Raw genomic sequence first — 20,351 nt, forward strand, 5'->3', positions numbered from 1 at the left:
AGCCGTCAGTGGGGGGCCGGCGTCGTGGGCTCGGGATGGGTGACGCTGGCCCGGGCCGTGGCCTCCGCCTCCAGAAGATGCGAGCTCCCATCCGTGGCGAGCGCGGGAGCCTTCCGCCGCGCCTCCAGTCGGGGCGTGGGGCCGGTGATGATGCGGGCCGACTTGGCGAACGTCAGGTACGAGTAGGCCCAGTCGAGCAGCACGGCCAGCCGGCTGCGGAAGCCGATGAGGAAGGCGATGTGGATGAAGAGCCAGGCCATCCACGCAGGGAAGCCGGTCTGCTTGAAGCGGCGGAAGGCGATGCCCACCGCGTGCCCGCGGCCAATCACCGCGTAGGAGCCGCGGTCCCAGTACTTGAAGGGCTCCAGCGGCTTGCCCTCGAGCTTGCGGCGGAGGTTCAGCGCGGCGTGCTTGCCCTCCTGCATCGCCGCGGGCGCGAGGCCGGGAACGGGCTGCCCATCCGCGCCCTTGATGGAGGCCAGGTCCCCGACGACGAAGACGTTGTCATGGCCCGGCACCGTCAGCTCCGGCGTCACCTGGACGCGCCCGGCCCGGTCCAGCTCCACGCCGAGCGAGCGTGCCACGGGCGAGGCGGCCACCCCTGCTGCCCAGAGCACCGTGCGCGCGGGGATGAACTCGGCGCCGATGAAGACGCCCGTCTCGTCGATGTTCGTCACGCGGGCGCCCGTGCGGACCTCCACGCCCAGCTTCTCCAGCGTGCGGCGGGCATTCTGCGAGAGGTCGTCCGGGTAGACGGGCAGCACCTTGTCCACACCCTCGATGAGGATGATGCGCGCGTCACGCGGGTCGATGTTCTGGAAGTCTCCGGGCAGCGAGTGGCGGCTGATCTCCGCCAGCGAGCCCGCGAGCTCCACGCCCGTGGGGCCCGCGCCGATGATGACGAAGTTGAGCAGCGCGCGGCGGCGCTCCGGGTCCGTCTCACGCTCGGCCAGTTCGAAGGCCATCAGGATGCGGCGGCGAATCTCCACCGCGTCCTCGATGGACTTCAGCCCCGGGGCGAACTTCGCCCACTGGTCATTGCCGAAGTAGGAGTGCGTCGCGCCAGTGGCGATGATGAGGTAGTCGTACTGCAGCTCACCGTCGGCCAGCTGCACGCGCTTCTGGGCCGTGTCCACGCCCGTCACGTCCGCCAGCAGCACGTTGATTCCGCGAGGGCCCAGCAACGAGCGCAGCGGTGAGGCAATCTCGCTGGGGCTGAGCGTGGCCGTGGCCACCTGGTACAGCAGGGGCTGGAACAGGTGGTGGTTGTGCCGATCCACCAGCGTCACGCGCACCGGCGCCTTCTGGAGGTGCCGCGCGGCATAGAGGCCGGCAAAACCTCCGCCGAGGATGACCACATGGGGCAGGTCTTCGCGTTTCGGGCTCACGCCAGGGAAGTTCATGCCGAGCCCCTCGAACTTCAACGCGAAGCGCCATGTTGCCAGCAGGCAGGCGAGCCCCCCTCTGCACCCACCCATTAGCGCGGGAAGCCCGGGGGTTCCCGAGAGTCGGAGGACATACCCGCACCGACTCCGCCGCACCGAGGCGGGAGCTGAGCGTGGCCGTACGCCAGGGTGTCAGGGCTGGTGTGCGGTGGAGGCGCGCGGAGAGGTGCTGCGTCCCCGTGGACTCCGAGGCGCGGGACGCCGGGCCACGCTCATGGACGGCACGCCCTCGCACGCTCCAGGGAGGACGGCCCGGCACGGGCGTTGCTCAGGTGCGCAGCCGATGCGCGCGGCGGCCCTACGAAGCCGCCGTGGCGCAGCACCCACTCACAGGCAGGGCGGCGAGGGAGCCGGAGACGCGATGAGCAAGCTTGCGGAGAAGCTGAAGGCGGTGGCGGCGGCGGTGGCGGCAATCGAGAAGCAGTTCGGCCGGGGCTCGGTGATGACGCTGGGCTCAGAGGCGCGGGAGCAGAAGGTGGCCGTCATTCCCTCCGGCTCGGTGGGCCTGGACCGGGCGCTCGGCGTGGGCGGCTACCCGCGCGGGCGCGTGGTGGAGGTGTTCGGCAACGAGTCGTCGGGCAAGACGACGCTGACGCTGCATGCGATTGCGCAGGTGCAGGCGGTGGGCGGCGTGGCGGCCTTCATCGACGCGGAGCACGCGCTGGACGTGTCCTACGCGCGCAAGCTGGGCGTGCGCGTGGAGGAGCTGCTGGTGTCGCAGCCGGACACCGGTGAGCAGGCGCTGGAAATCACCGAGCACCTGGTGCGCTCGGGAGCGGTGGACCTCATCGTCGTGGACTCGGTGGCGGCGCTGGTGCCCAAGGCCGAAATCGAGGGAGAGATGGGGGACGCGCACATGGGCGTGCAGGCGCGGCTGATGAGCCAGGCGCTGCGCAAGCTGACGGGCGCGGTGAGCCGCTCGGGCACCTGCATCATCTTCATCAACCAGATTCGCATGAAGATTGGCGTGATGTTCGGCAACCCGGAGACCACCACGGGCGGCAACGCGCTGAAGTTCTACTCGTCGGTGCGGATGGAGATTCGCCGCACGGGCAACCTCAAGGAGGGGGACGCGGTGGTGGGCTCGCGGGCGCGGGTGAAGGTGGTGAAGAACAAGGTGGCCCCGCCCTTCCAGGAGACGGAGTTCGACCTGCTGTATGGCGTGGGCATCCACCGCGCGGCCGAGGTGCTGGACCTGGGCGTGGCCACCGGCCTCATCGAGAAGTCGGGCAGCCACTTCAGCCTGCGCGGCGAGCGCATCGGCCAGGGCCGGGAGCGCGCCATGGAGTGGCTGCGCGAGCACCCGGACGTCATGGAAGCGCTCGCCCGGGAGCTCACGGGCACGCCGGCGCTCCCCTGCCCTCCTGCTCCCGTGGAGGCGGCGGCCTAGGGGGACAGCGCGTCCAGGGACACCGGGAACGGCAGCCGGCGCTGACCGGCGCACAGCACGAGCCCACCTTCCGGACCTTCCTCCAACAGCTGTCCCAGCTGGTACTGGGCGTCGCGAGAGAAGCGCGCCCGGGCCCGGCCCTGCTTCACGTGGCAGGCGAGGACGCCATCCGGCGCCACGCGCAGGGTGGCGGTGTCCAGGGCCTCGGCGGTGCGGTCACTCAGGCGGATGGAGACCCGCTCGTCCTGGGTGACGTCCACGGTGCGCACCTCGTAGGCGGCGTCCTCCACCTGGACGTAGCACCAGTCGTTGCCGATGCGCAGCTGGTAGCGGCCGGCCTCGTCCAGCACCAGGGAGCTGTTGAAGAGCTCGATGATTTTCGGGTGCTGGATGGGCTCGTCGTCGTGCCACCAGCGCAGCGCTGCGTCGAGGCGGATGCCGCTGTCCTCGCGGGTATGCCAGCGCTTGCCGGGAGGGGGCTGTCCGGTGGGAGGTTGCATGGCCTCTCTTATGTGCGACCGGGGGACGGAGGATTCAAGTCGGGAGACTCCGGACGCCTACCAGTTCCGGACAAGCTCGGTGTAGCCGCGGAAGGCCGCGGCGCCCCAGAAGTTCACCAGCACGCCGAGCGCTACCGCGGCCAGCACCGCGCGGTTGCGCAGGGACCAGCCACCGATGGCGAACAGCAGCAGGAGGTAGGGCGTGTAGTCGAGGCTGAAGCGGAAGCCGAACTGCATGTAGCCGGTGTTCTGGTAGAAGAGGCCCGGCAGCGCGCACACGGCCACGGTGAGCCACAGCGGCCAGTGCAGACGCGGGCGCGTCTTCGGGATGAGCAGGAAGACGAGCAGCGGCAGCGTGAGCAGCAGCGTCAGGCCGTGCGGGTCATACGAGAGCCGCAGCGGCTCCAGCGAGAGCCGGGGCAGCTTGAGGAAGGCCGCCTCCAGGTTGCGCGGCAGGTACGCCAGGCTGAACAGGCCCGTGCGGTCGATGTCCACGTTGACGCGGTTGTTGAAGAGGAACGAGTGGCCGAACTCGCCCAGGCGGCCAAAGCGGTAGACGTTGTACACCGCCGCGAGCCCCCCGAGCGGCGCGGCCCCCAGGGCGAACAGGCCCAGCCTGCGCGCCGCGGGCTTCCAGTCCCGCCCCAGGGACTTGAGCTGCTCCAGCCGGGAGCCCGGCCCGGGGCACAGCGCCTCCAGGACGAAGAAGAGCCCCGTGAAGAGCAGCGGCGTGCGCGTGAGCGTGGCCATGGAGAAGAACAGGCCCGCGAGCAGCGGCCGGTGGGCGCGCACCGCGTTGCGCGCGTAGAGGCAGGTGAAGGCCACGCCCATGACCTCGGCGCTGAACCAGACCTCGCCGCGGATGGCGCAGTAGAAGAACAGGGTGCCGAAGGAGAGGATGAGCGCCAGGGCGATGTTCTCGTCGCGGTTGCGCGCCGATTCACCCTCCTTCGCCAGGAAGCGCAGCAGCGAATAGAAGAGCGCCACCGCCAGCGCGCCCACGATGACGCCGAAGGAGGTGTCGTTGAACTGGTAGCCGTGCAGCGCGACGAAGGGCAGCATCACCACCGAGGGAAACGGCGGGAAGCTCACGAACCAGCGGTCCGTCGGGAGCGGCCGGCCCTCGCAGCGGACCTTCTCGCCGCCCACCACCCGCACGCAGGCCCAGTCCTCCAGGTTCGGCAGCAGTTGGGGGTCCAGGTCCAGCCGGCCGTCGAGCCAGGACTGGGACTGGTAGATGAAGTGCGGCGCCGCGCTCTGGCGCAGGAAGCGCTGCGAGCTGAAGCTGGCCAGCACCACGAAGGCCACCAGGAACAGCCCCACCTCCACGCGGTAGGCGGACAGCCACACGCGCAGGATGTTGAGCGGCAGGCCTCCCATGGGCCCCTTCGGCACGGCCGGCGTCTCCGGCGAGGCCGGCGGAGCGACGGGAGCTGACGCAGTCCCCCTGTCTCCGGGCGCGCCGGGGTCGGCGACTGCGGATGGCGCGGCAGTGTGGGTACCGCCGGGCGCAGAGGCTCCCGAGACCGGCGAGGTGCCGGGCGCCGCCGGGGTGGCCGCGCGGGCGTCTCCGGGCGCGGTGGTTCCTGCAATGGGCGCTGTTCCGGGGGCCGCCGGGGTGGCCGCGCGGGCTTCTCCGGACGCGGAGATTCCCGAGGAGGAGGCTCCGGCGGGGGTCTCGGCACCGGGGGCCGCCGGGTTGACCGGACCGGACCCCTTGGGCGCGGCGGGAGACGGACGGGGGCGCTTGGACTTGGAGCGGCTCATGGGGTGGCGGGCGCGGCGAGCAGGTGCTGCCGCAGCATCTCCAGCGTGTGGGAGGCGGCGAACAGGCGCACGCGGTCGCGGTCGCCGGAGAAGGTCATGCGGTCGCAGCGGGTGGTCATCCCCGCGCCGGCCAGCGCGCAATACACGGTGCCCACCGGGTCCTCCGGTGTCCCGCCTCCCGGGCCCGCGTAGCCCGTCACCGACAGGCCAAACGTGGTGCCACAGGCGGCGCGCACGCCCTCGGCCATGGCGATGGCCGTCTCGCGCGACACGGCGGTGTGGCGCTCGAGCACCTCGGCGGGGACGCCCACCCACGCGGACTTCATCTTCTCCGAGTACACCACCGCGCCGCCGATGAAGACGCTGCTGGCCCCCGACACCGCGGTGAGCTGCTGGGCGATGAGGCCGCCGGTGCAGCTCTCCGCCGTCGCCAGCGTGGCTCCCACGCGCCCGAGCAGGCCCAGGAGCACCGGGGCGTACTCGTTCGCGTCCGCGCCGAACACGTGCGCGCCCAGCAGCCGGCGGCACTCCGCCTCCACGGCGGCGAGCGCGGCGTCAGCCTCGGCCTGCGAGGGCGCCTCGGCCATCAGCTTCAGGTGGTTCTCCGGCGCATGTGTGCGGAAGCCGAACACCACGCGCGGGTGGCTCGGGGCCAGCGGCATCACCGCCTGGTCGAGCTCCGACTCGTAGATGCCCACCGTGCGCAGCAGGCGGAAGGCGCGGTACGTGCGGCCGGGCTCGGCCTCCAGCCAGGTCCGGAGGCGAGGCAGGACCTCACCGTCCAGCAGCGCCTTGAACTCGCGCGGCACGCCGGGGAGGAAGAAGAGACGGCACCGCCCCAGGGTGAGGATGACCAGGGGCGCGGAGCCCTGCGGGTTGCGCACGGGCTCGGCGCCGTGGGGGATGCGCGCCATGCGCAGCGCACCGGGGTTGAGGGCCATCCCCCGCGCGGCATACCGCTCGCGCAGCCAGTCGAGCACCCGGGCGTCCTCGCCGAACGACACCCCCGCGGCCTCGGCGGCGCACTCGAGGGTGAAGTCGTCCGCCGTGGGCCCCAGCCCGCCGGACACCACCACCACGTCCGCCCGCGAGGCCGCCTCGCGGAGCGCCTGGGTGATGTGCGGCCTCACGTCGCCGACAGTCACCACGCGCTCGACCTTCACTCCCAGGTCGAAGAGGCGGGCTTCCAGGTACGTGCTGTTGGTGTCCGTGATGAGGCCGGTGACGAGCTCGTCACCGGTACACAGCAGCTCGACGCGCATGGGCCGCGCATCCTAGCGGCACCGCGCGAAGCCGGCACGGATTGAAGGAAGTCCACCGGCCCCCGGGTCCGGAGCCCGACGGTGCGGCCCGGAAGGCACCCTCCCGGGCAGGAACCGTCAGAGGTACGCGGGACCGTCGTTGCCCGGGCCGGCCTCTTCGTCGGCGTCCTCTTCCTCGTCCTCGTCATCGATGACGGCGGCGACCGCCACCGCGGCGGCGGCCCCCGGGGCCACCTTGCGCGCCACCAGCCGGCTGCGCACCAGCACCGCGGACTCCACCAGCCCCAGCACCAGGTACGCCCCGCAGCAGGCCACCAGCACCCAGGCCGGGTGGAACCGGGTGGCAATCGCCACGCCGCCGACCACCACCAGCATGAGGGTCAGCGCGCTCTTGCGGCTGGGACGCGCGTCCTTGAAGGTGCGGTAGCGCACCGTCGACACCATCAGCAGCGACAGGCCCACCACCGCCGCCGCCACCGGCACCGCGGCGGCCTCGTGCAGCGGCTGCCCTCCGGCGGCCGCGTGGTGCGAGATGATGACCGACACCAGCATGCCCGCCGCCAGGGGAATCGGCAGGCCCACGAAGAAGCGCCCCCCGCCCCCGTGCGGGTTGCGCGCCGCCAGCACATTGAAGCGCGCCAGCCGCAGCGCGCCGCACGCGGTGAAGGCGAAGGCGACGAACAGGCCCGCGAAGCCCAGCGGCGAGAGCGCCCACTTGTAGACCAGGAGGCCAGGCGCCACCCCGAACGACATCACGTCCGCCAGGCTGTCGAGCTGCACGCCAAAGTCGCTCTGCGTCTTCGTCAGGCGGGCCACCCGGCCGTCCATCCCGTCGAAGAACATGGCGAAGAAGATGGACAGGGCCGCCTGGTAGAGCTGCACGGGACCTGCCTCACCCGTGCAGAGGGTGATGGCATAGAAGCCACAGAAGATGGACGTGACAGTGAAAAGGTTCGGAAGCACGAACATCAGTTTCCGCAGCTTCATCTATTCCCTCGACTTCCTTTGATGCCCGTGAGTTCCGGCAGCAGGACGGCGGGTGCAACCGACCTTAGCAGGGTTTTATTTGCGTCATCGTCACCCCGAGGTCCGATAAGGAGGCGAAATGGATGCCTGGCGGTGGGGCGTGTGGGTGCTGGTCGCCATGCTCGCCCTGTTTCTGTGGAACGTCGTCTGGGTAGCGGCCGTGCGGCGGTGGTACCGCCCCCGGACGACGCTGCCGCAGACGCTGCGCGCCCGGTGCGCCGACGGCTGGGAGCTGACCGTCCACGCGCGGCGCGCCACGGTCCGCCGCTTCGAGGAGCCGGTGCTGCTGTGCCACGGGCTGGCCGCCAACCGCTTCACCTTCGACTTCGAGCCGCCCTACTCCGTGGCGCACTACCTGGCCGAGGCCGGCTTCGACTGCTTCAGCGTCGAGTGGCGCGGCACCGGCCACTCGCGAAGTCCGCCTCCGGGCCGGCGGTACACGGACTTCACCATCGACGACCACATCCTCCAGGACGGGCCCGCGCTGCTGGAGCTGGCGCTGAAGGAGACGGGCGCGAAGCGGGCCTTCTGGCTCGGTCACTCACTGGGCGGGCTGGTGGGCTACGGCGTGGCGCAGGGGCCCCAGGGAGAGAAGCTGGCGGGGCTGCTCACCCTGGGCGCGCCCGTGCACTTCAAGTCCGGGCCCCTGATGCGCGCGCTCATCTCCATGGGCGTGCGCGCCGCGTGGCCCGCGCGCTTCCGGCAGGAGTGGATGAGCGCCAGCCTCGCGCCCTTCCTCGGCTACGTCACCCTGCCCCTCTCGGACCTGCTGGTGAACCCGGAGCACATCCCTCCGCGCATCCAGCGGCAGGTCTACGCGAACATGATGTCGTCGATGAGCCGCAAGGTGCTGCTCCAGTTCCAGGACTGGATTGAGCACGACGCGTTCCGCTCCTTCGACCGCGCCACGGACTGGCGCGAGGGCATCACCCGCCTGCGGCTCCCGCTGCTCGTCATGGGCGGCAGCTCGGACCGGCTGGCCACCGCGGAGAACGTGCAGTCCCAGTTCGCGCTCGCCAGCGCGCCCGACCGCACGCTGCACGTGTTCGGCAGGGACCACGGCGACAAGATGGACTACGGACACGGGGACCTCATCTTCGGCACGGGCGCGCCCTCGGAGGTCTATCCCGTCATCCGTGAGTGGCTGGAGCAGCACGCCACCCGCCTGTCTTCCCCCGCCGAGCCCTCCGAGCCCTCCATCTCCCTGCAGCGGCAGGCGTGATGCGCGCCGGACCGGGGGCGCTCAGCGCTCCACGCAGGGGGCGGACAGGCCGCGCACGTCCTCCGAGCGCACCTGCTTCAGGCTCACCTGCGTGTCGCCCTGGCACTCGGCCCAGACGAGCCCGTCCACCAGCTGCCGCGCGGTGAGCCCCTCCACCCGCAGCCTGCCGTTGTCCAGGGCGGCCAGCGCCGTTCCTCCGCCGCGGACGTCCACGTTCCGGGCCTCCACCCTCGCGAGCGTTTCCACCAGGATGCCCGCGTGCCGGCAGCCCACCAGCTCCACGTCCTTCAGCTGGACGCGGGAGTCCTGCGCGGCCAGCACGCACGTTCCCGCCACGTCGCGCACCCGCACGTCCTCCACGTCCGCTTCCATCTCACGCAGGTGCAGGCCATCACCGGCGACGTCCGCCGAGCTGACCCGGGTGATGGTGCCCTGACGCACCCGCAGCTTCCCCTGCAGCGCCGTGAGCCCGTACTCGGCCGCGCCCTCCACCGTGAAGCGCCGCACCTCCATGTCGCCGCCCACGAGCTGGATGCCTCCGAAGGCGCCGCTGTCCCGCACCACCACGCCCTCCAGCACACCGCGGGACTGCGCGAGCCCCAGCCCCGCGCGCTCGGCACGCACCGACGTGAAGTCCCGTACGTCGATGCGCCGCGCCCGCATGGAGGACACCCCGTACTCGTGCCCCGTCACCTGCACGTGCTCCAGCAGCATCGAGCCCTCCACCACCGAGAAGGCCGAGCCCCGCCCCCCTTCCGCCACGGCGCGCCGGACCTCCGCGTGCCCGCCGTCCACCCCCACCGCCGACACCGGGCCGGAGAAGCGCACGTCCTCCAACTCCACCCGGGCGTTGACACCTCGCACCCGCACCGCGCGCCGGAAGGGGCCCGTGAAGGAGCTGCCGGTGATGCGCGCCGTCGGGCCCTCCGAAGGCACGACGGGCTGGGATGGTGCGGCACCAGCAGCTTGCGTCGAGAGCCCAGGTGCTCCTTGCGCGGAGGTTCGCGTCGCGGCTTCCCGGGGGGCGCTCTCCTGCCCCACGCGCCCGGCCCCGTTCGTCGCTGGCGCCGCCTCATCTGGCGGGAAGGGAGACCCGACGTCCTGGGGCGCCCGCTGGAGGGGCGCTCCCACCTCCTGGGGCACCCGTCCGGGCCCCGCCTGCCCGGCCTCGGCCTCCTCGAAGGCGCCTTCGAGCAGCACGCCCGTCGTCTCCGACACGGCGGCGTCGAAGCGCGCACCCTCGGCCTCCAGCCTCCCGGCCACCACCCGCACCGCCCCCGTGCGCTGCCCTCGGAAGCCCACCCGCTCCAGGCGCACCCGGCCTCCGCCCGTCACCTCCAGCCCCCAACTGCCCCCCTGCACCAGGAGGTCCGCCAGCTCGGCGCCCTGCCCTGCCCGCAGCACCAGGGGCTCCGCCCCTTCCACGTCCAGCACCGAGGTGGGCCCCTGCCCCTCCAGGCGGACACCCTCGGGCAGGCTGAAGGGCCCCGTGTACGTGCCCATCGCCAGGTGCACCGTCAGCGGCCCGGGCCGCGTCAGGGCCTCGGCCAGGGAGCGCAGGGGGCGCTCGCGCGAGCCGTCACCGGGCCTCCACCAGGCCGCGTCCACCCACACGTGGGTGCGGGTCACCCCGGTGGGTGGGGACGCCTCACGAGGCGCCGGGCCCCGGCAGGTACACAGCGCCAGGATCAGCGGAAGGAACGTTCGGAAGCGCACGTGGACGGGCACTCTAGCGCCTCCCGGCAGGTCGCCTCCGGGAATGCGATCAGCACCACCTGCCAAGTGATCATTATTCCAAAGACTTTCTTTCAAACACGATCACACACAGCGCATTCGCGCTGCACTGTGGGTGGAGTGTCCAGATGTAACAAGAGCCTCTGACTCCCTCTCTGTACGCGCGCTGTTTCAGAGAGCCAACTTTTCATCCGGAGGCCGATTTTCCGGCCCCGGAGCACGGCCAGCATTGACAGGGAAAAGAGCGATTTGTTACCACCGTTCGGGTTAAGCACATTCAAGGCCAGACAACGTCGTATGGACGGAGGGGCGTAATGACCAAGGCAGAGCTCGTCGAGGTGGTGGCGGCGCAGACACGTCTCACCAAGAAGTCCGCGGCGCAGATCCTCGACATCGTCTTCACCAACATCGGCAAGGCGGTGAAGAAGGACGCCCGCTTCAGCTACCCCGGCTTCGGCACGTGGTCGGTGCGCTCGCGCAAGGCGCGGAAGATCCGCAACCCGCAGACCAACGAGATGATGAAGCTGAAGGCGTCGAAGACCATCGGCTTCCGGCCGGCCAAGGAGCTGAAGAACTCGCTGTAGCCGTACCTGACGGTCCTGCCCGCGCGCCTCCGAGGCAGCGCGGCGGACCGGTCCTCACGTTCAGGGGCGCTGACCCACGGGGCGGCGCCCCTGATGCGTTGCGGGCTCCAGCGCAGTGCGGCCCCGGGCAACGGGAGGCCCCTCCACCAGCGGGGCCTCGTCGTCAGCGCCCAGCGCGTCCAGCGGGTCCATCGCCTGGCCGTCACGCCAGAGCTCGAAGTGCAGGTGGACGCCCGTGGCCAGCCCCGTCTCGCCGGCCAGGCCCACCGCGTTGCCGCGCTCCAGGATTTCGCCCGGCTCCACCAGCACCCGCGACAGGTGGCTGTAGCGGGTCACCCAGCGGCCCGCGTGCTGCACCTCCACCTGGTTGCCGTGGTCCCCGTTCCACCCCGCGCGCAGCACCACGCCCTTCTCGGCGGTGTAGATGACCTGGCCCTGGCGCGCGGCCAGGTCCACGCCCAGGTGCCGGCGGTGCTGGCCCGTCACCGGGTGCCAGCGGTGTCCGAAGAGGCTGGTGATGGAGACCGGCTCCAGCGGCCAGGCGAGGCGCGGGAGGCCGTCCGTCTGCGCCGGGTGCTCCAGGCGGCGCAGCTCCGCCATGCGCACGGCCAGCCGCCCCACGCGCAGCACCACCGCCTCCGCCAGCGCCCCGGGCATGTCGCCGTAGGTGCGGCCGTCCAGCTCCAGCTCGGCCTCCAGCACGCTCCGGGCCCGCACCACGTCATGCGAGTCCGTGCGCGACACCGGCCGCGACAGGAAGCCGTCCAGCGCGTGGTTCATCGCCTCCCAGTTCTCCGCCTGTGACGCCGGCATCGCCCCACCCCGCTCCACCTGCTGGCGGTAGGCGCGGGCCCGCTCGGCGAAGGACGCGAGCGCCGCCTGGAGCTCCTGGGAGGACTGGGGCACGGCCCGGCCCGCGCCGGCCAATGGAGCGGGAGGCGCCGTGGGCTCCGGAGGATGGGAGCGTGAGGAGCCATAGAGCTCCTCGAAGCTCATTTTCTCCGCGCGGGGGGTAGCGCAGGCGCAGGCAGTGGTGAGGGCGAGGAGACCGAGGCGGCGCACGACGCCGCGAGCCTACCACGCCCGGGCTGGAGCGCTCCTCACGCGCCGGGAGTGAGGCCAGGGGTGTCCGAGCGTCCGCGTTCCACCCCTGCCCATGTAGGAGAGCGGGCCCGGTGGTCGCTCAGGCCACGACGCGGCGGATGCGGGCGACGGCCTCGTCGATGTCCGCGGCGGACAGGTCCAGGTGGGTCACCAGCCGCAACGTGCGCGGGCCGCCCGCGGGGTTGGTCAGGATGCCGTGCTTCGCCAGCTCCGCCACCATCTCCAGCGCGGGCCGGGAGAACTCGGCGAAGACCATGTTGGTCTCCACCTGCGCCGCGTCCACCTTCACGCCCGGCACCTCCGCCAGCCCCGCCGCCAGCTTGCGCGCATTCGCATGGTCCTCGGCGAGCCGGGCCACGTGGTGCTCCAGCGCGTACAGCGCCGCCGCCGCGAGGATGCCCGCCTGCCGCATGCCACCGCCCAGCCGCTTGCGCAGCCGCCGCGCCTCGCGGATGAGGTCCGCGCGGCCCGCCAGCACCGAGCCCACCGGCGCCCCCAGCCCCTTGGAGAAGCACACCGACGTGGTGTCCGTCAGCTTCGACCACGAGGACGCCGGCACGCCCGCGGCCACCTCGGCGTTGAACAGGCGCGCCCCGTCCAGGTGCACGCCCAGCCCCGCCTTGCGCGCCACCTCCACCACCGCGCGGAAGCGCTCCACCGGCCAGATGGAGCCACCCCCGCGGTTGTGCGTGTTCTCCAGTGAGAGCAGGCGCGTGCGCGGGTAGTGGATGTTCTCCTGACGCACCGCCGCCTCCACCTGCTCCGGCGTCAGGAGCCCGCGCTCACCCGGCAGCGGCGCCGGCTGCACGCCCCACAGCGCCGGCACCGCGCCACCCTCGTACTGGATGATGTGGCTGCCCGCCTCGGTGAGGACCTCGTCACCCTGGCGGCAGTGCGCGCCGATGGCGATTTGATTGGCCTGCGTGCCCGACGGCGTGAAGACGGCCGCCTCCAGCCCGAGCCGCGCGGCGACCGCCGCCTCCAGGCGCAGCACGGTGGGGTCCTCGCCATAGACGTCGTCCGCGACCTCGGCCTCGGCGATGGCGCGGCGCATGGCGGGCGTGGGCTTCGTGACGGTATCGGAGCGGAAGTCGATGGGCTTCATGGGTCTCTCGAAAAGGGTTGGTCCCAGCCGGTGCTTGGGCTCGCGTCAGGGGTGACATACAACGGCCGCGTGCCTCGACGTGAGACGGTGGTGGAGAAGAAGCAGCGTGCACTGGCGGTGATGGACCGGCTGGAGGCCGACATGCCGGATGCCCGCATCGAGCTGGACTATCGCACTCCCCTGGAGCTGCTGGTCGCGGTCATCCTCTCCGCGCAGTGCACGGACAAGCGGGTGAACCTGGTGACCCCCGCCCTCTTCCAGCGCTTCCCCGACGCCCACACCTACGCCGGAGCAGAACCCACGGACGTGGAGCCGTTCATCCGCACCTGCGGCCTCTACCGCGCCAAGGCGAAGAACATCGTCGCCGCGGCGAAGGCGCTCGTCGAGGAGCACGCCGGGCAGGTCCCCCTCCAGCGCGCCTTGCTGGAGAAGCTCCCCGGCGTGGGCCGCAAGACGGCCGGCGTGGTGTGCATCCACCTGGGCGGCGATGCGGCCTTCCCCGTGGACACCCATGTGAAGCGGCTGGCGTACCGGCTCGGCTTCACCACCCAGGAGGACCCGGACAAGGTGGAGGCCGACATGCAGGCCGTGCTGCCGGCCGAGCGGTGGACGCTCGGCCACCAGCTCCTCGTGTGGCATGGGCGGCGGACGTGCTTCGCCCGCTCGCCCGCCTGCGAGCGGTGCGTGGTGGCGGAGCTGTGCCCGAAGAAGGGCGTGCGCGCCCCCGCTCGCGCGAAGGGCCCCGCGACGGCGCTCGCGGAGGCTTCCGGCGCGGCTACCGCGAAGCGGACGCGCCCAGCTCCCGCTCGCGCGAGGCCTTGAAGCGCTTCATCCGGCCGCGGATGAGCTCCCGCTTCAGCGTGGAGACGTGGTCCACGAAGACGGTGCCGTTGAGGTGGTCCGTCTCGTGCTGCACGGCGATGGCGAGCAGCCCGTCGCAGCGCATCGTCTGCTCCTGGCCGTCCACGTCGAGGAACTTCACGGTGACGATGGCGGCGCGGTCGATGTCCTCGGACTCGCCGGGGATGGACAGGCAGCCCTCCGTGTAGCTCGTCTCGCCCTCCATGCCGATGATCTCCGGGTTGATCATCGCGATGGGCTTGGAGTCGGGCTGGCTGGGCGTGGTGTCCAGGACGATGACCCGCTGGAGGACTCCCACCTGCGGGCCGGCCAGGCCGACGCCCTCGGCGGAGTACATCGTCTCGAACATGTCCTTCACCAGCGTGCGGAGGGTGTCGTCCACCTTCGCCACGGGTCTGGCCTTCTGCTTGAGGATGGGGTCGGGCCAGATGAGGATCTCACGAACCATGGGGCCGTCATAATCCCACCGGGACGGCCCGGGCAACCGCCAACCCGGCCTCAGTCGAGCAGGCTACGGGCGTACTCGGCCCGCAGGCGGTCATCCCCCAGCGCCTGGGCCGCCTCGGAGAGCACGCTGCGAATCTGCTGGGCCCGGTGCTGGAGGGCCGGGTCGGGATGCCCGGCGAAGCGCAGCGGGTGGAACTCGGCGGCCAGCAGCTCGTACGCGCGCTTGACCTCCTCACCGCCCGCCGAGCGGGACAGCCCCAGCACGGTGAAGTAGTCGGCGTCCTGGATTTCCTCGAACTTCGCCTCCAGTCGGCGCACGTCGAGCTCCGGCGGCAGCTCGCCGGTGTCCTCGTTGCTGGCGGCCTGGAGGGTGATGAGGCCCAGCGTCCGCGCCACCGCGAGCGCCTTCAGGGCGGAGTCCTGGGGCAGGCCCGCGCCCAGGAGCAGGGCCTCCAGCGTGTGCTCTCCGTCCACCTGGGAGAGGAGCTGCAGGTCCCTGGGAGCCAGCCCGAAGTCGTCGGGGGCCAGGTGCAGGTCCCCGCGGGTGACGCGCGCGCGCAGGCTGCCGGCGGCCTCCAGCAGGGACTCGGAGGTGAGCGTGTTGCGCAGGGCCTCGGCCAGCAGGTGCAGCGGCGGGCGCGTGGCGGCGGCGAGCGCCACCTCGTGCGGCGCCGGCTCCGGCACCAGCCGGTAGAGCGTGGAGGGCTCGGCGAGCGCGTCGAGGAAGACCTGCTCGGTGTAGCGCTGCACCAGCGGCACGGCCTCGGACTCGCGCAGGTAGCCGCGACCGCGCAGCGCGTCCAGCAGCGCGGCGGTGGTGGCGCTTCGCACCAGGCGCAGCTCGCTCTCCTGCCGCGCGTCGATGAGGCCATCCGCGCGGGCCCGGTCGACGAGCGACTCTCCCGGCGCGGAGGAGACCGCGCCCACCAGCGCGCCGTCGCGCAGCCAGAGGACGCGCAGGGCGTTGATGACCTTCAGCTCCAGGCGCATCTCCATGCGCGCCTCGCAGAGCCGGAGCACCAGCTTCGCCAGGCCATCCTGGGTGACGCTGCCGCTGCGGGACACGGCCAGCTCCGGCCGCCCTGGCGGCGTCTCCAGTGGGAGGAGCGCGGCCCGGGCCTGCGCGGCGGCCTCTTCGGCCTCGCGGCGCCCCTTCTCCTCGAGCTCCACGCGCTCGCGCTCGGACCTCGCCCGCTCCTCGGCGGACTCCACCTCGAGCTGGGCCTTCTCCGCGCGCAGGGCCTCCAGCGCCTTCTCGACGGCTTCTCGCGCTTCGCGCTCGCGCGCCAGCTCGTCACGCACCTGCTGGGCCTGCGCCTGGACGTCGGCGAGCCGGGACTCGAGGGCGCTCCGGGCCTGGGCTGCTTCCTCGACGCGTGCCTCCGCGGTCGTCCGCTGGTGGGTCTCTGCCTCCAGGCGGACCTCCAGCGCGGTGCGGTGACGGCCCTCGGTCTTCGCGCGGGCCGCGGCTTCGGTTTCTGCCTGCGCGGACTGGCGTGCACGGGCTTCGGCTTCAGCGCGGGCCTTCGCCTCGGACTCCGCGCGGGCCTCGGCCTCGGCACGGAGCTTCGTTTCGGCTTCGGCTCGGGCGTCGGCTTCGGCGCGCTGCTTCGCTTCGGCTTCGGCCTTCGCGTCCGCTTCGGCACGGAGCTTCGCTTCGGCTTCGGCCCGGGCGTCGGCTTCGGTGCTGGACGTGGCGCCTGCCTCGGCGCGGGCGTCGGCTTCGGCGCGCTGCTTCGCCTCGGCTTCGACTCGGGCCTCGGCTTCGGCACGGAGCTTCATTTCGGCTCCGGCGCGCGCTTCGGCTTCGGCACGGAGCTTCGTCTCGGCTTCGGCCTTTGCCTCTGCTTCGGCGCGCAGCCGGGCTTCAGCCTCGGCTCTCGCTTCGGCTTCGGCGCGCTGCTTCGCCTCGGCGTCGGCGCGGACATCAGCGTCGAAGCGCTTCTCGGCTTCGGCCTCGGCCCGGACTTCCGCCTCGGAACGGTGCTTCGCTTCCGCTTCCGCGCGCGCTGCTGCCTCGGCACGGTGCTTCGCTTCCGCTTCCGCGCGCGCTGCTGCCTCGGCACGGTGCTTCGCTTCAGCCGCGGCGAGGGCTTCCGCCTCGATGCGCCGTTTCTCTTCAGCGTCCGCGCGGGCTTCTGCGTCGATGCGCAGCTTCTCTTCAGCCTCGGCGCGGGCTTCCGCCTCGATGCGCAGCTTCTCTGCGGCTTCGGCGCGGGCTTCCGCTTCGATGCGCAGCTTCGCTTCGGCCTCGGCACGCGCCTCCGCCTCGTGGCGCTGCTTTGCTTCGGCTTCGCCTCGCGCTTCCGCTTCCGCACGGCGGCGGGCTTCCGCCTCCGCGCGCGCCTCCGCCTCCGCACGGGCCCTGGCCTCGGACTCCGCGCGCTCTTCGGCTTCGGCCTGCGCCTGGGCCGCCAGCTCCGCGCGGGCTTCCGCCTCCGCGCGGGCCCTGGCCTCCGAGGACGCACGGGCTTCCGCCGCGAGCTTTGCCTCCGCCTCCGCCTCTGCGCGCTCCTCCGCCGCCTCCCGGGCGCGAATCTCCGCGTCGGCGCGGTCCTCCGCCGCCGACGTCGCCGTCTCCGCCGCCTCGGCGCGCGCATCCGCGTCCCGGCGCGCCTTCGCTTCCGTCTCGGCACGACCCTCGGACTCGACGCGGCCGGCGGCCTCGGATTCGAGCCGGGCCTCGACCTCCTTCAGCGCCTGCATGGCCGCGGCCGCACGGGTCTCCGCCGTGGTGCGGGCCTTCACTTCCTCCCTCAGCCGCGCCTCGAGCTTCTCGGCGCGCACCTGCGTCTCGCTGCGCGCCAGCGCCTCCGCATCGGAGCGCACCTGGGCTTCGTCCCTGGCGAGGGTGGCGTCCCGCGCGCGAATCTCCGCCTGCATCCGGATGCCCAGCTCCGCCTCGGCTCGCGCCTCCGCGTCGATGGCTCGCGTCTCCGCCTCCGCGCGCGCCTCTGCTTCCTCCTGCGCACGGGTCTCCGCCTCGGCCCTGAGCCGGGTCAATTCCTCGACCTCGGCCTTCAGCGCCTCGAGCTGGGCTCGCAGGTCGGTGAAGTCCTGCTCCCGCTCCTCGATGCGTCCCAGCGCCGCCCTCGCGGCCGCATCCACCGTGGCTCGAGCACGGGCCTCGGTGCCGGCACGGGACTCCGCCTCTTCGAGCCGCTCCTGCAGCGAGGCCACCTGCTCCCGGAGCCGCGTCACCTCTCCCGCGCGCTGGGGCTCCAGCTCGGCATCCCGCTGGTGGACGACCTCCAGCTCCGCCTCGGCCTCGCGGCGGCGGCGCTCCTCGCGCTGGTGGGCAGCCGCGAGCTCCGCTTCCTTCGCTCGGGCTTCCTCGGCCTGCTGCTCGGCCTCCGCGCGCAGCGTCGCCTCTCGCGAGTGCTCCTCTTCCAGCGCGGCGACGCGGTCCTGCAGCCCCTGGAGCTGGCGCTCCACTTGGAGCCGCAGCTCCTGCTCCCGGGAGCGCTCCTCCTTCAGCGACTCTTCCCTCAGCCGGGCCGCTTCGGCCAGCTCCTCGGCCACGAGGCGGAGTGAGGCCTCCTGCTCGCGGGCGGCCTCCGCTTCGACTCGCAGCGTGGCCTCCCGGTCGAGGATGCCCCGCAGCGACTCACCGAGCTGACGTGCCTCCTCGGCCTGCTTCTCGACCTCGCGGCGAAGCGCGGCTTCCTGCTCCAGCTCGGCGCGGACGATGCGGACCCGCTCGTGGGCCTCCTCGAGCTGCCGCTCTGCCTCTTCCTGCTGCGCCTGCCACTGGGCCAGCAGTGCAGGAGTCGCCGAGCCACCCACGAAGGTGGCGGCCCCACTGCCCGAGGTCATGGGCGGAGCAGCTGATGCCTCGTCCAGCGGGGCTGCTGTGGCGGGCTCGTGCTCGGAGGTGGCGGCCGGCTCCGTGTCGAACCAGTCCGCGCCCGTACTCGTGCTCGACACCACGGTGTTGGCCGCGGCCGGAGCGAGCGCGTCGTCACCTGAGCTCGGGCTCGCTGCGAGGTCCGGCGAGTCCTCACCCGTGCTCGAAGTCGCCTCCGGGTCGAATGTCTCCTCCTCCGTGCTCGTGGACGGGGCAGTGTCCCCATCGCTCGCAAGCCCCGCCGCGGCCTCCTCCGCCTCACGGGCGCGTACCGCGGCTTGCAGCTCCGCCTCCAGCACGTCCCAGTGCGACGGCACGCTCTCGGTCTCGGCGTCGGCTCCCTCGGAGTCGGAATCGGCTTGCCCCGACTCGTCTCTGGCTTCGAGCGCCGAGGTGGCGGAAGCGTCAGTCGCAGCCGTCGAGGCACCGTCACCGTTGGCGGCATTCCAATCCGAGGAGGCCGCTTCACCAGGCACATCGCCCGTGCCATTCCCGTCAGCCGAGGCGGCTTCACCCGAAGCCCCCGCCTCGAAGTACGCATCGCCCGAGTCAGCCGCTGCGGCGCCGTCCGACGCTTCCGCCGGAGTACCGCCCTCGGCGTAGTCATCACCCGCGGCGTTCCACCCGGCCGTTGCGGCTCCGTCCGACGCTTCCGCCGAAGCTCCACTTCCCGAGGCGTCCCAGCCGCCCGACGTGCTCCCGGCCGCTGGGGCCGGGTCGCCCACGGTGCTCCAGTCCATGTCGCCGGCCTCGGATGGAACACCCGACGCGGACACGGCCTCAGCCAGGTCGGCTTCCGTCCCCCACTCCGAGCCCGCCGTGGGGGAGGACGCGTCCGGCGTCCAGCCCGCTTCCGGCGCGGCTCCGGCGAAGCTCACCGCCATCCGCGCGGTGTTCTCCATCTCCGGGTCCGGGGGCAGTTCCATCCAGGACGGCGTCTCCGCCGCGGCGAAGGGCGCCTCTGACTGCGACGGGGCCAGTCCCGGCTCCACGGGCGTGTCGACGTCGAAGAACCCCTCGTCCCCCAGCCGGGGCGCGGGAGTCACGGCTCGTGGCACGGGCTGCGCGACGGGCTCCTCCGTCCACGCGAGCCTCCCCACCGGCAGGGAGACTGCGGCCGCCAGCTCCGCCTGCTCGCGCGCCAGGGCCTCTTCGATTTCGAGCTGCGCCAGCCGCTCGGCCTCCGCGCGCACCTCCGCGTCCACATCGCCGCCGGCATGAGGCGGCTCCGCGACTGCCTCATCGCCCCGCGCGCCATCCACATCGCCGCCGGCAGCAGCCGGCTCCGAGACCGCCTCATCGCGCCGCGCGTCATCCACGGCCGCGGCCCAATCGTCACCGGGAGCCGCTGGCGTCCCGTCATCCCAGCCGTCCCCGGAGGAGAGCGCCGAGTCGATGGAGGCCATCGCCGCCGCCTCGACCTCCTGGTGCGCCCGCTCCATCGCGGTGTTCATGTCCAGCGTCGTCTGCCGCTCGCGCTGCTGATCCTCCTCGTGCGCGGTGCGCTCCTCGCGCGTCATCGCCGCCAGCTCCCAGTCCGTCTGGTGCAGCGGGGCCAGGTCGCCGAAGAGCGCATTCGCCAGCGTGGGGTCTCCGCCCACGGGGTGCGGAGCGGTGGCGTGCCAGGCCTCGGCCTCGCCCCCCACCGGGGCTCCGGTGTCGGGGCCGGCCGCGGGCAGGGTGCGGTTCTCCACCACGTGCCACGCGTCCGCCTCCGCGCGGATGAGCGAGTCCACCAGCGCGACGAAGCTCGTCCCATCCAGGGGCAGCGGCGCCACCGGTGCGCTGAAGCCCTCAATCGCCTCGCCCAGCAGCAGCACGCGCGCCGTCTTGCCATCCGGGTGCTGGAGCAACTCCTCCAGCACGAGCCGGCCACGGCCTCCCTCCACGCCCGGCGCGAGCACGATGAGCGCGGGCAGGTGGTGCCCGAAGCCGATGAGGGCATCCGCCGCGGAGGTCGCGAGGATGACCTCATGCCCCGCTCGCGAGAGCAGGCGACGCACGGCGGCGATGGTGGCGATGTCGTCGTGGACGAGGAGGACGGGTGCGCCCATGGG

14 protein-coding genes are annotated in these 20,351 nt (G+C 72.4%); 4 read left to right on the forward strand and 10 right to left on the reverse strand.

Annotated features, from left to right (window positions below; translation table 11 throughout):
• Nucleotides 1–5 precede the first annotated feature (5 nt).
• Nucleotides 6–1,388: an NAD(P)/FAD-dependent oxidoreductase gene (locus tag LXT23_RS16280; RefSeq protein ID WP_253981071.1), complete on the reverse strand. Its 1,383-nt coding sequence runs from the start codon at nucleotides 1,386–1,388 to the stop codon at nucleotides 6–8.
• 418 nt (nucleotides 1,389–1,806) lie between these two features.
• Here LXT23_RS16280 and recA point away from each other — a divergent pair, with 418 nt between their 5' ends.
• A complete protein-coding gene (recA, locus tag LXT23_RS16285) occupies nucleotides 1,807–2,835 on the forward strand; it encodes a recombinase RecA (RefSeq protein WP_253981072.1) in 1,029 nt (342 codons plus the stop codon).
• On the opposite strand, the gene LXT23_RS16290 is transcribed toward recA, so the two are convergent.
• The 4 genes from LXT23_RS16290 to pssA all read right to left on the reverse strand — a co-directional run bounded on the left by LXT23_RS16290 (nucleotide 2,832) and on the right by pssA (nucleotide 7,351).
• Nucleotides 2,832–3,335: a DUF1285 domain-containing protein gene (locus LXT23_RS16290; protein WP_253981073.1), complete on the reverse strand. Its 504-nt coding sequence runs from the start codon at nucleotides 3,333–3,335 to the stop codon at nucleotides 2,832–2,834. The genes recA and LXT23_RS16290 overlap by 4 nt on opposite strands.
• 57 nt (nucleotides 3,336–3,392) lie before the next feature.
• Nucleotides 3,393–4,730 carry a hypothetical protein gene (locus LXT23_RS16295; RefSeq protein ID WP_407692886.1) on the reverse strand — a complete coding sequence of 446 codons (1,338 nt, stop codon included), beginning with the start codon at nucleotides 4,728–4,730 and terminating at the stop codon, nucleotides 3,393–3,395.
• 368 nt (nucleotides 4,731–5,098) lie between these two features.
• On the reverse strand, nucleotides 5,099–6,364 hold the full coding sequence (locus LXT23_RS16300) for a CinA family nicotinamide mononucleotide deamidase-related protein (protein WP_253981074.1): 1,266 nt from the start codon (nucleotides 6,362–6,364) through the stop codon (nucleotides 5,099–5,101).
• A 117-nt stretch (nucleotides 6,365–6,481) separates the two neighbouring features.
• Nucleotides 6,482–7,351: a CDP-diacylglycerol--serine O-phosphatidyltransferase gene (gene pssA, locus LXT23_RS16305; RefSeq protein ID WP_253981075.1), complete on the reverse strand. Its 870-nt coding sequence runs from the start codon at nucleotides 7,349–7,351 to the stop codon at nucleotides 6,482–6,484.
• 118 nt (nucleotides 7,352–7,469) lie between these two features.
• Between pssA and LXT23_RS16310 the strand changes: the two genes are divergently transcribed.
• The gene (locus LXT23_RS16310; RefSeq protein WP_253981076.1) at nucleotides 7,470–8,612 is read left to right on the forward strand and encodes an alpha/beta fold hydrolase; all 1,143 of its coding nucleotides are present in this window, start codon (nucleotides 7,470–7,472) and stop codon (nucleotides 8,610–8,612) included.
• A gap of 21 nt (nucleotides 8,613–8,633) precedes the next feature.
• Here the strand turns inward: LXT23_RS16310 and LXT23_RS16315 are convergent, their stop codons facing one another.
• Complete coding sequence (locus LXT23_RS16315; protein WP_253981077.1) at nucleotides 8,634–10,241, reverse strand: hypothetical protein; 1,608 nt, start codon at nucleotides 10,239–10,241, stop codon at nucleotides 8,634–8,636.
• Nucleotides 10,242–10,660: 419 nt separating this feature from the next.
• Here LXT23_RS16315 and LXT23_RS16320 point away from each other — a divergent pair, with 419 nt between their 5' ends.
• Nucleotides 10,661–10,930, forward strand: a complete 270-nt coding sequence (locus LXT23_RS16320; protein ID WP_002635502.1) for an HU family DNA-binding protein — start codon at nucleotides 10,661–10,663, stop codon at nucleotides 10,928–10,930.
• A gap of 60 nt (nucleotides 10,931–10,990) precedes the next feature.
• On the opposite strand, the gene LXT23_RS16325 is transcribed toward LXT23_RS16320, so the two are convergent.
• Together LXT23_RS16325 and ltaE are read right to left on the reverse strand one after the other, a co-directional pair.
• Nucleotides 10,991–11,992 (reverse strand): M23 family metallopeptidase, encoded by a 1,002-nt coding sequence (locus tag LXT23_RS16325; protein WP_253981078.1) that lies wholly within the window; start codon nucleotides 11,990–11,992, stop codon nucleotides 10,991–10,993.
• A 121-nt stretch (nucleotides 11,993–12,113) separates the two neighbouring features.
• On the reverse strand, nucleotides 12,114–13,139 hold the full coding sequence (gene ltaE, locus LXT23_RS16330) for a low-specificity L-threonine aldolase (RefSeq protein ID WP_253981079.1): 1,026 nt from the start codon (nucleotides 13,137–13,139) through the stop codon (nucleotides 12,114–12,116).
• 69 nt (nucleotides 13,140–13,208) lie between these two features.
• On the opposite strand from ltaE, the gene nth reads away from it, so the two are divergent.
• Nucleotides 13,209–13,961: an endonuclease III gene (nth, locus tag LXT23_RS16335; RefSeq protein WP_323378981.1), complete on the forward strand. Its 753-nt coding sequence runs from the start codon at nucleotides 13,209–13,211 to the stop codon at nucleotides 13,959–13,961.
• Here the strand turns inward: nth and def are convergent.
• Together def and LXT23_RS16345 are read right to left on the reverse strand one after the other, a co-directional pair.
• Complete coding sequence (def, locus tag LXT23_RS16340; protein ID WP_253981081.1) at nucleotides 13,915–14,448, reverse strand: peptide deformylase; 534 nt, start codon at nucleotides 14,446–14,448, stop codon at nucleotides 13,915–13,917. The genes nth and def overlap by 47 nt on opposite strands.
• A gap of 50 nt (nucleotides 14,449–14,498) precedes the next feature.
• Nucleotides 14,499–20,348, reverse strand: coding sequence for a DnaJ domain-containing protein (locus tag LXT23_RS16345; RefSeq protein ID WP_253981082.1), 5,850 nt, complete (start codon nucleotides 20,346–20,348; stop codon nucleotides 14,499–14,501).
• Nucleotides 20,349–20,351: the final 3 nt, after the last annotated feature.

Origin of the sequence: Pyxidicoccus xibeiensis (assembly GCF_024198175.1) — a bacterium.
Taxonomy (GTDB): Bacteria; Myxococcota; Myxococcia; order Myxococcales; family Myxococcaceae; genus Myxococcus; species Myxococcus xibeiensis.

What these genes read in the sequence shown, in the direction of transcription:
- LXT23_RS16290 (WP_253981073.1), bottom strand. Translation starts at nt 3,335, where the DNA reads ATGCAACCTCCCACCGGACAGCCCCCTCCCGGCAAGCGCTGGCATACC.
- LXT23_RS16300 (WP_253981074.1), bottom strand. Translation starts at nt 6,364, where the DNA reads ATGCGCGTCGAGCTGCTGTGTACCGGTGACGAGCTCGTCACCGGCCTC.
- def (WP_253981081.1), bottom strand. Translation starts at nt 14,448, where the DNA reads ATGGTTCGTGAGATCCTCATCTGGCCCGACCCCATCCTCAAGCAGAAG.
- LXT23_RS16345 (WP_253981082.1), bottom strand. Translation starts at nt 20,348, where the DNA reads ATGGGCGCACCCGTCCTCCTCGTCCACGACGACATCGCCACCATCGCC.
- pssA (WP_253981075.1), bottom strand. Translation starts at nt 7,351, where the DNA reads ATGAAGCTGCGGAAACTGATGTTCGTGCTTCCGAACCTTTTCACTGTC.
- LXT23_RS16310 (WP_253981076.1), top strand. Translation starts at nt 7,470, where the DNA reads ATGGATGCCTGGCGGTGGGGCGTGTGGGTGCTGGTCGCCATGCTCGCC.
- ltaE (WP_253981079.1), bottom strand. Translation starts at nt 13,139, where the DNA reads ATGAAGCCCATCGACTTCCGCTCCGATACCGTCACGAAGCCCACGCCC.
- recA (WP_253981072.1), top strand. Translation starts at nt 1,807, where the DNA reads ATGAGCAAGCTTGCGGAGAAGCTGAAGGCGGTGGCGGCGGCGGTGGCG.
- LXT23_RS16320 (WP_002635502.1), top strand. Translation starts at nt 10,661, where the DNA reads ATGACCAAGGCAGAGCTCGTCGAGGTGGTGGCGGCGCAGACACGTCTC.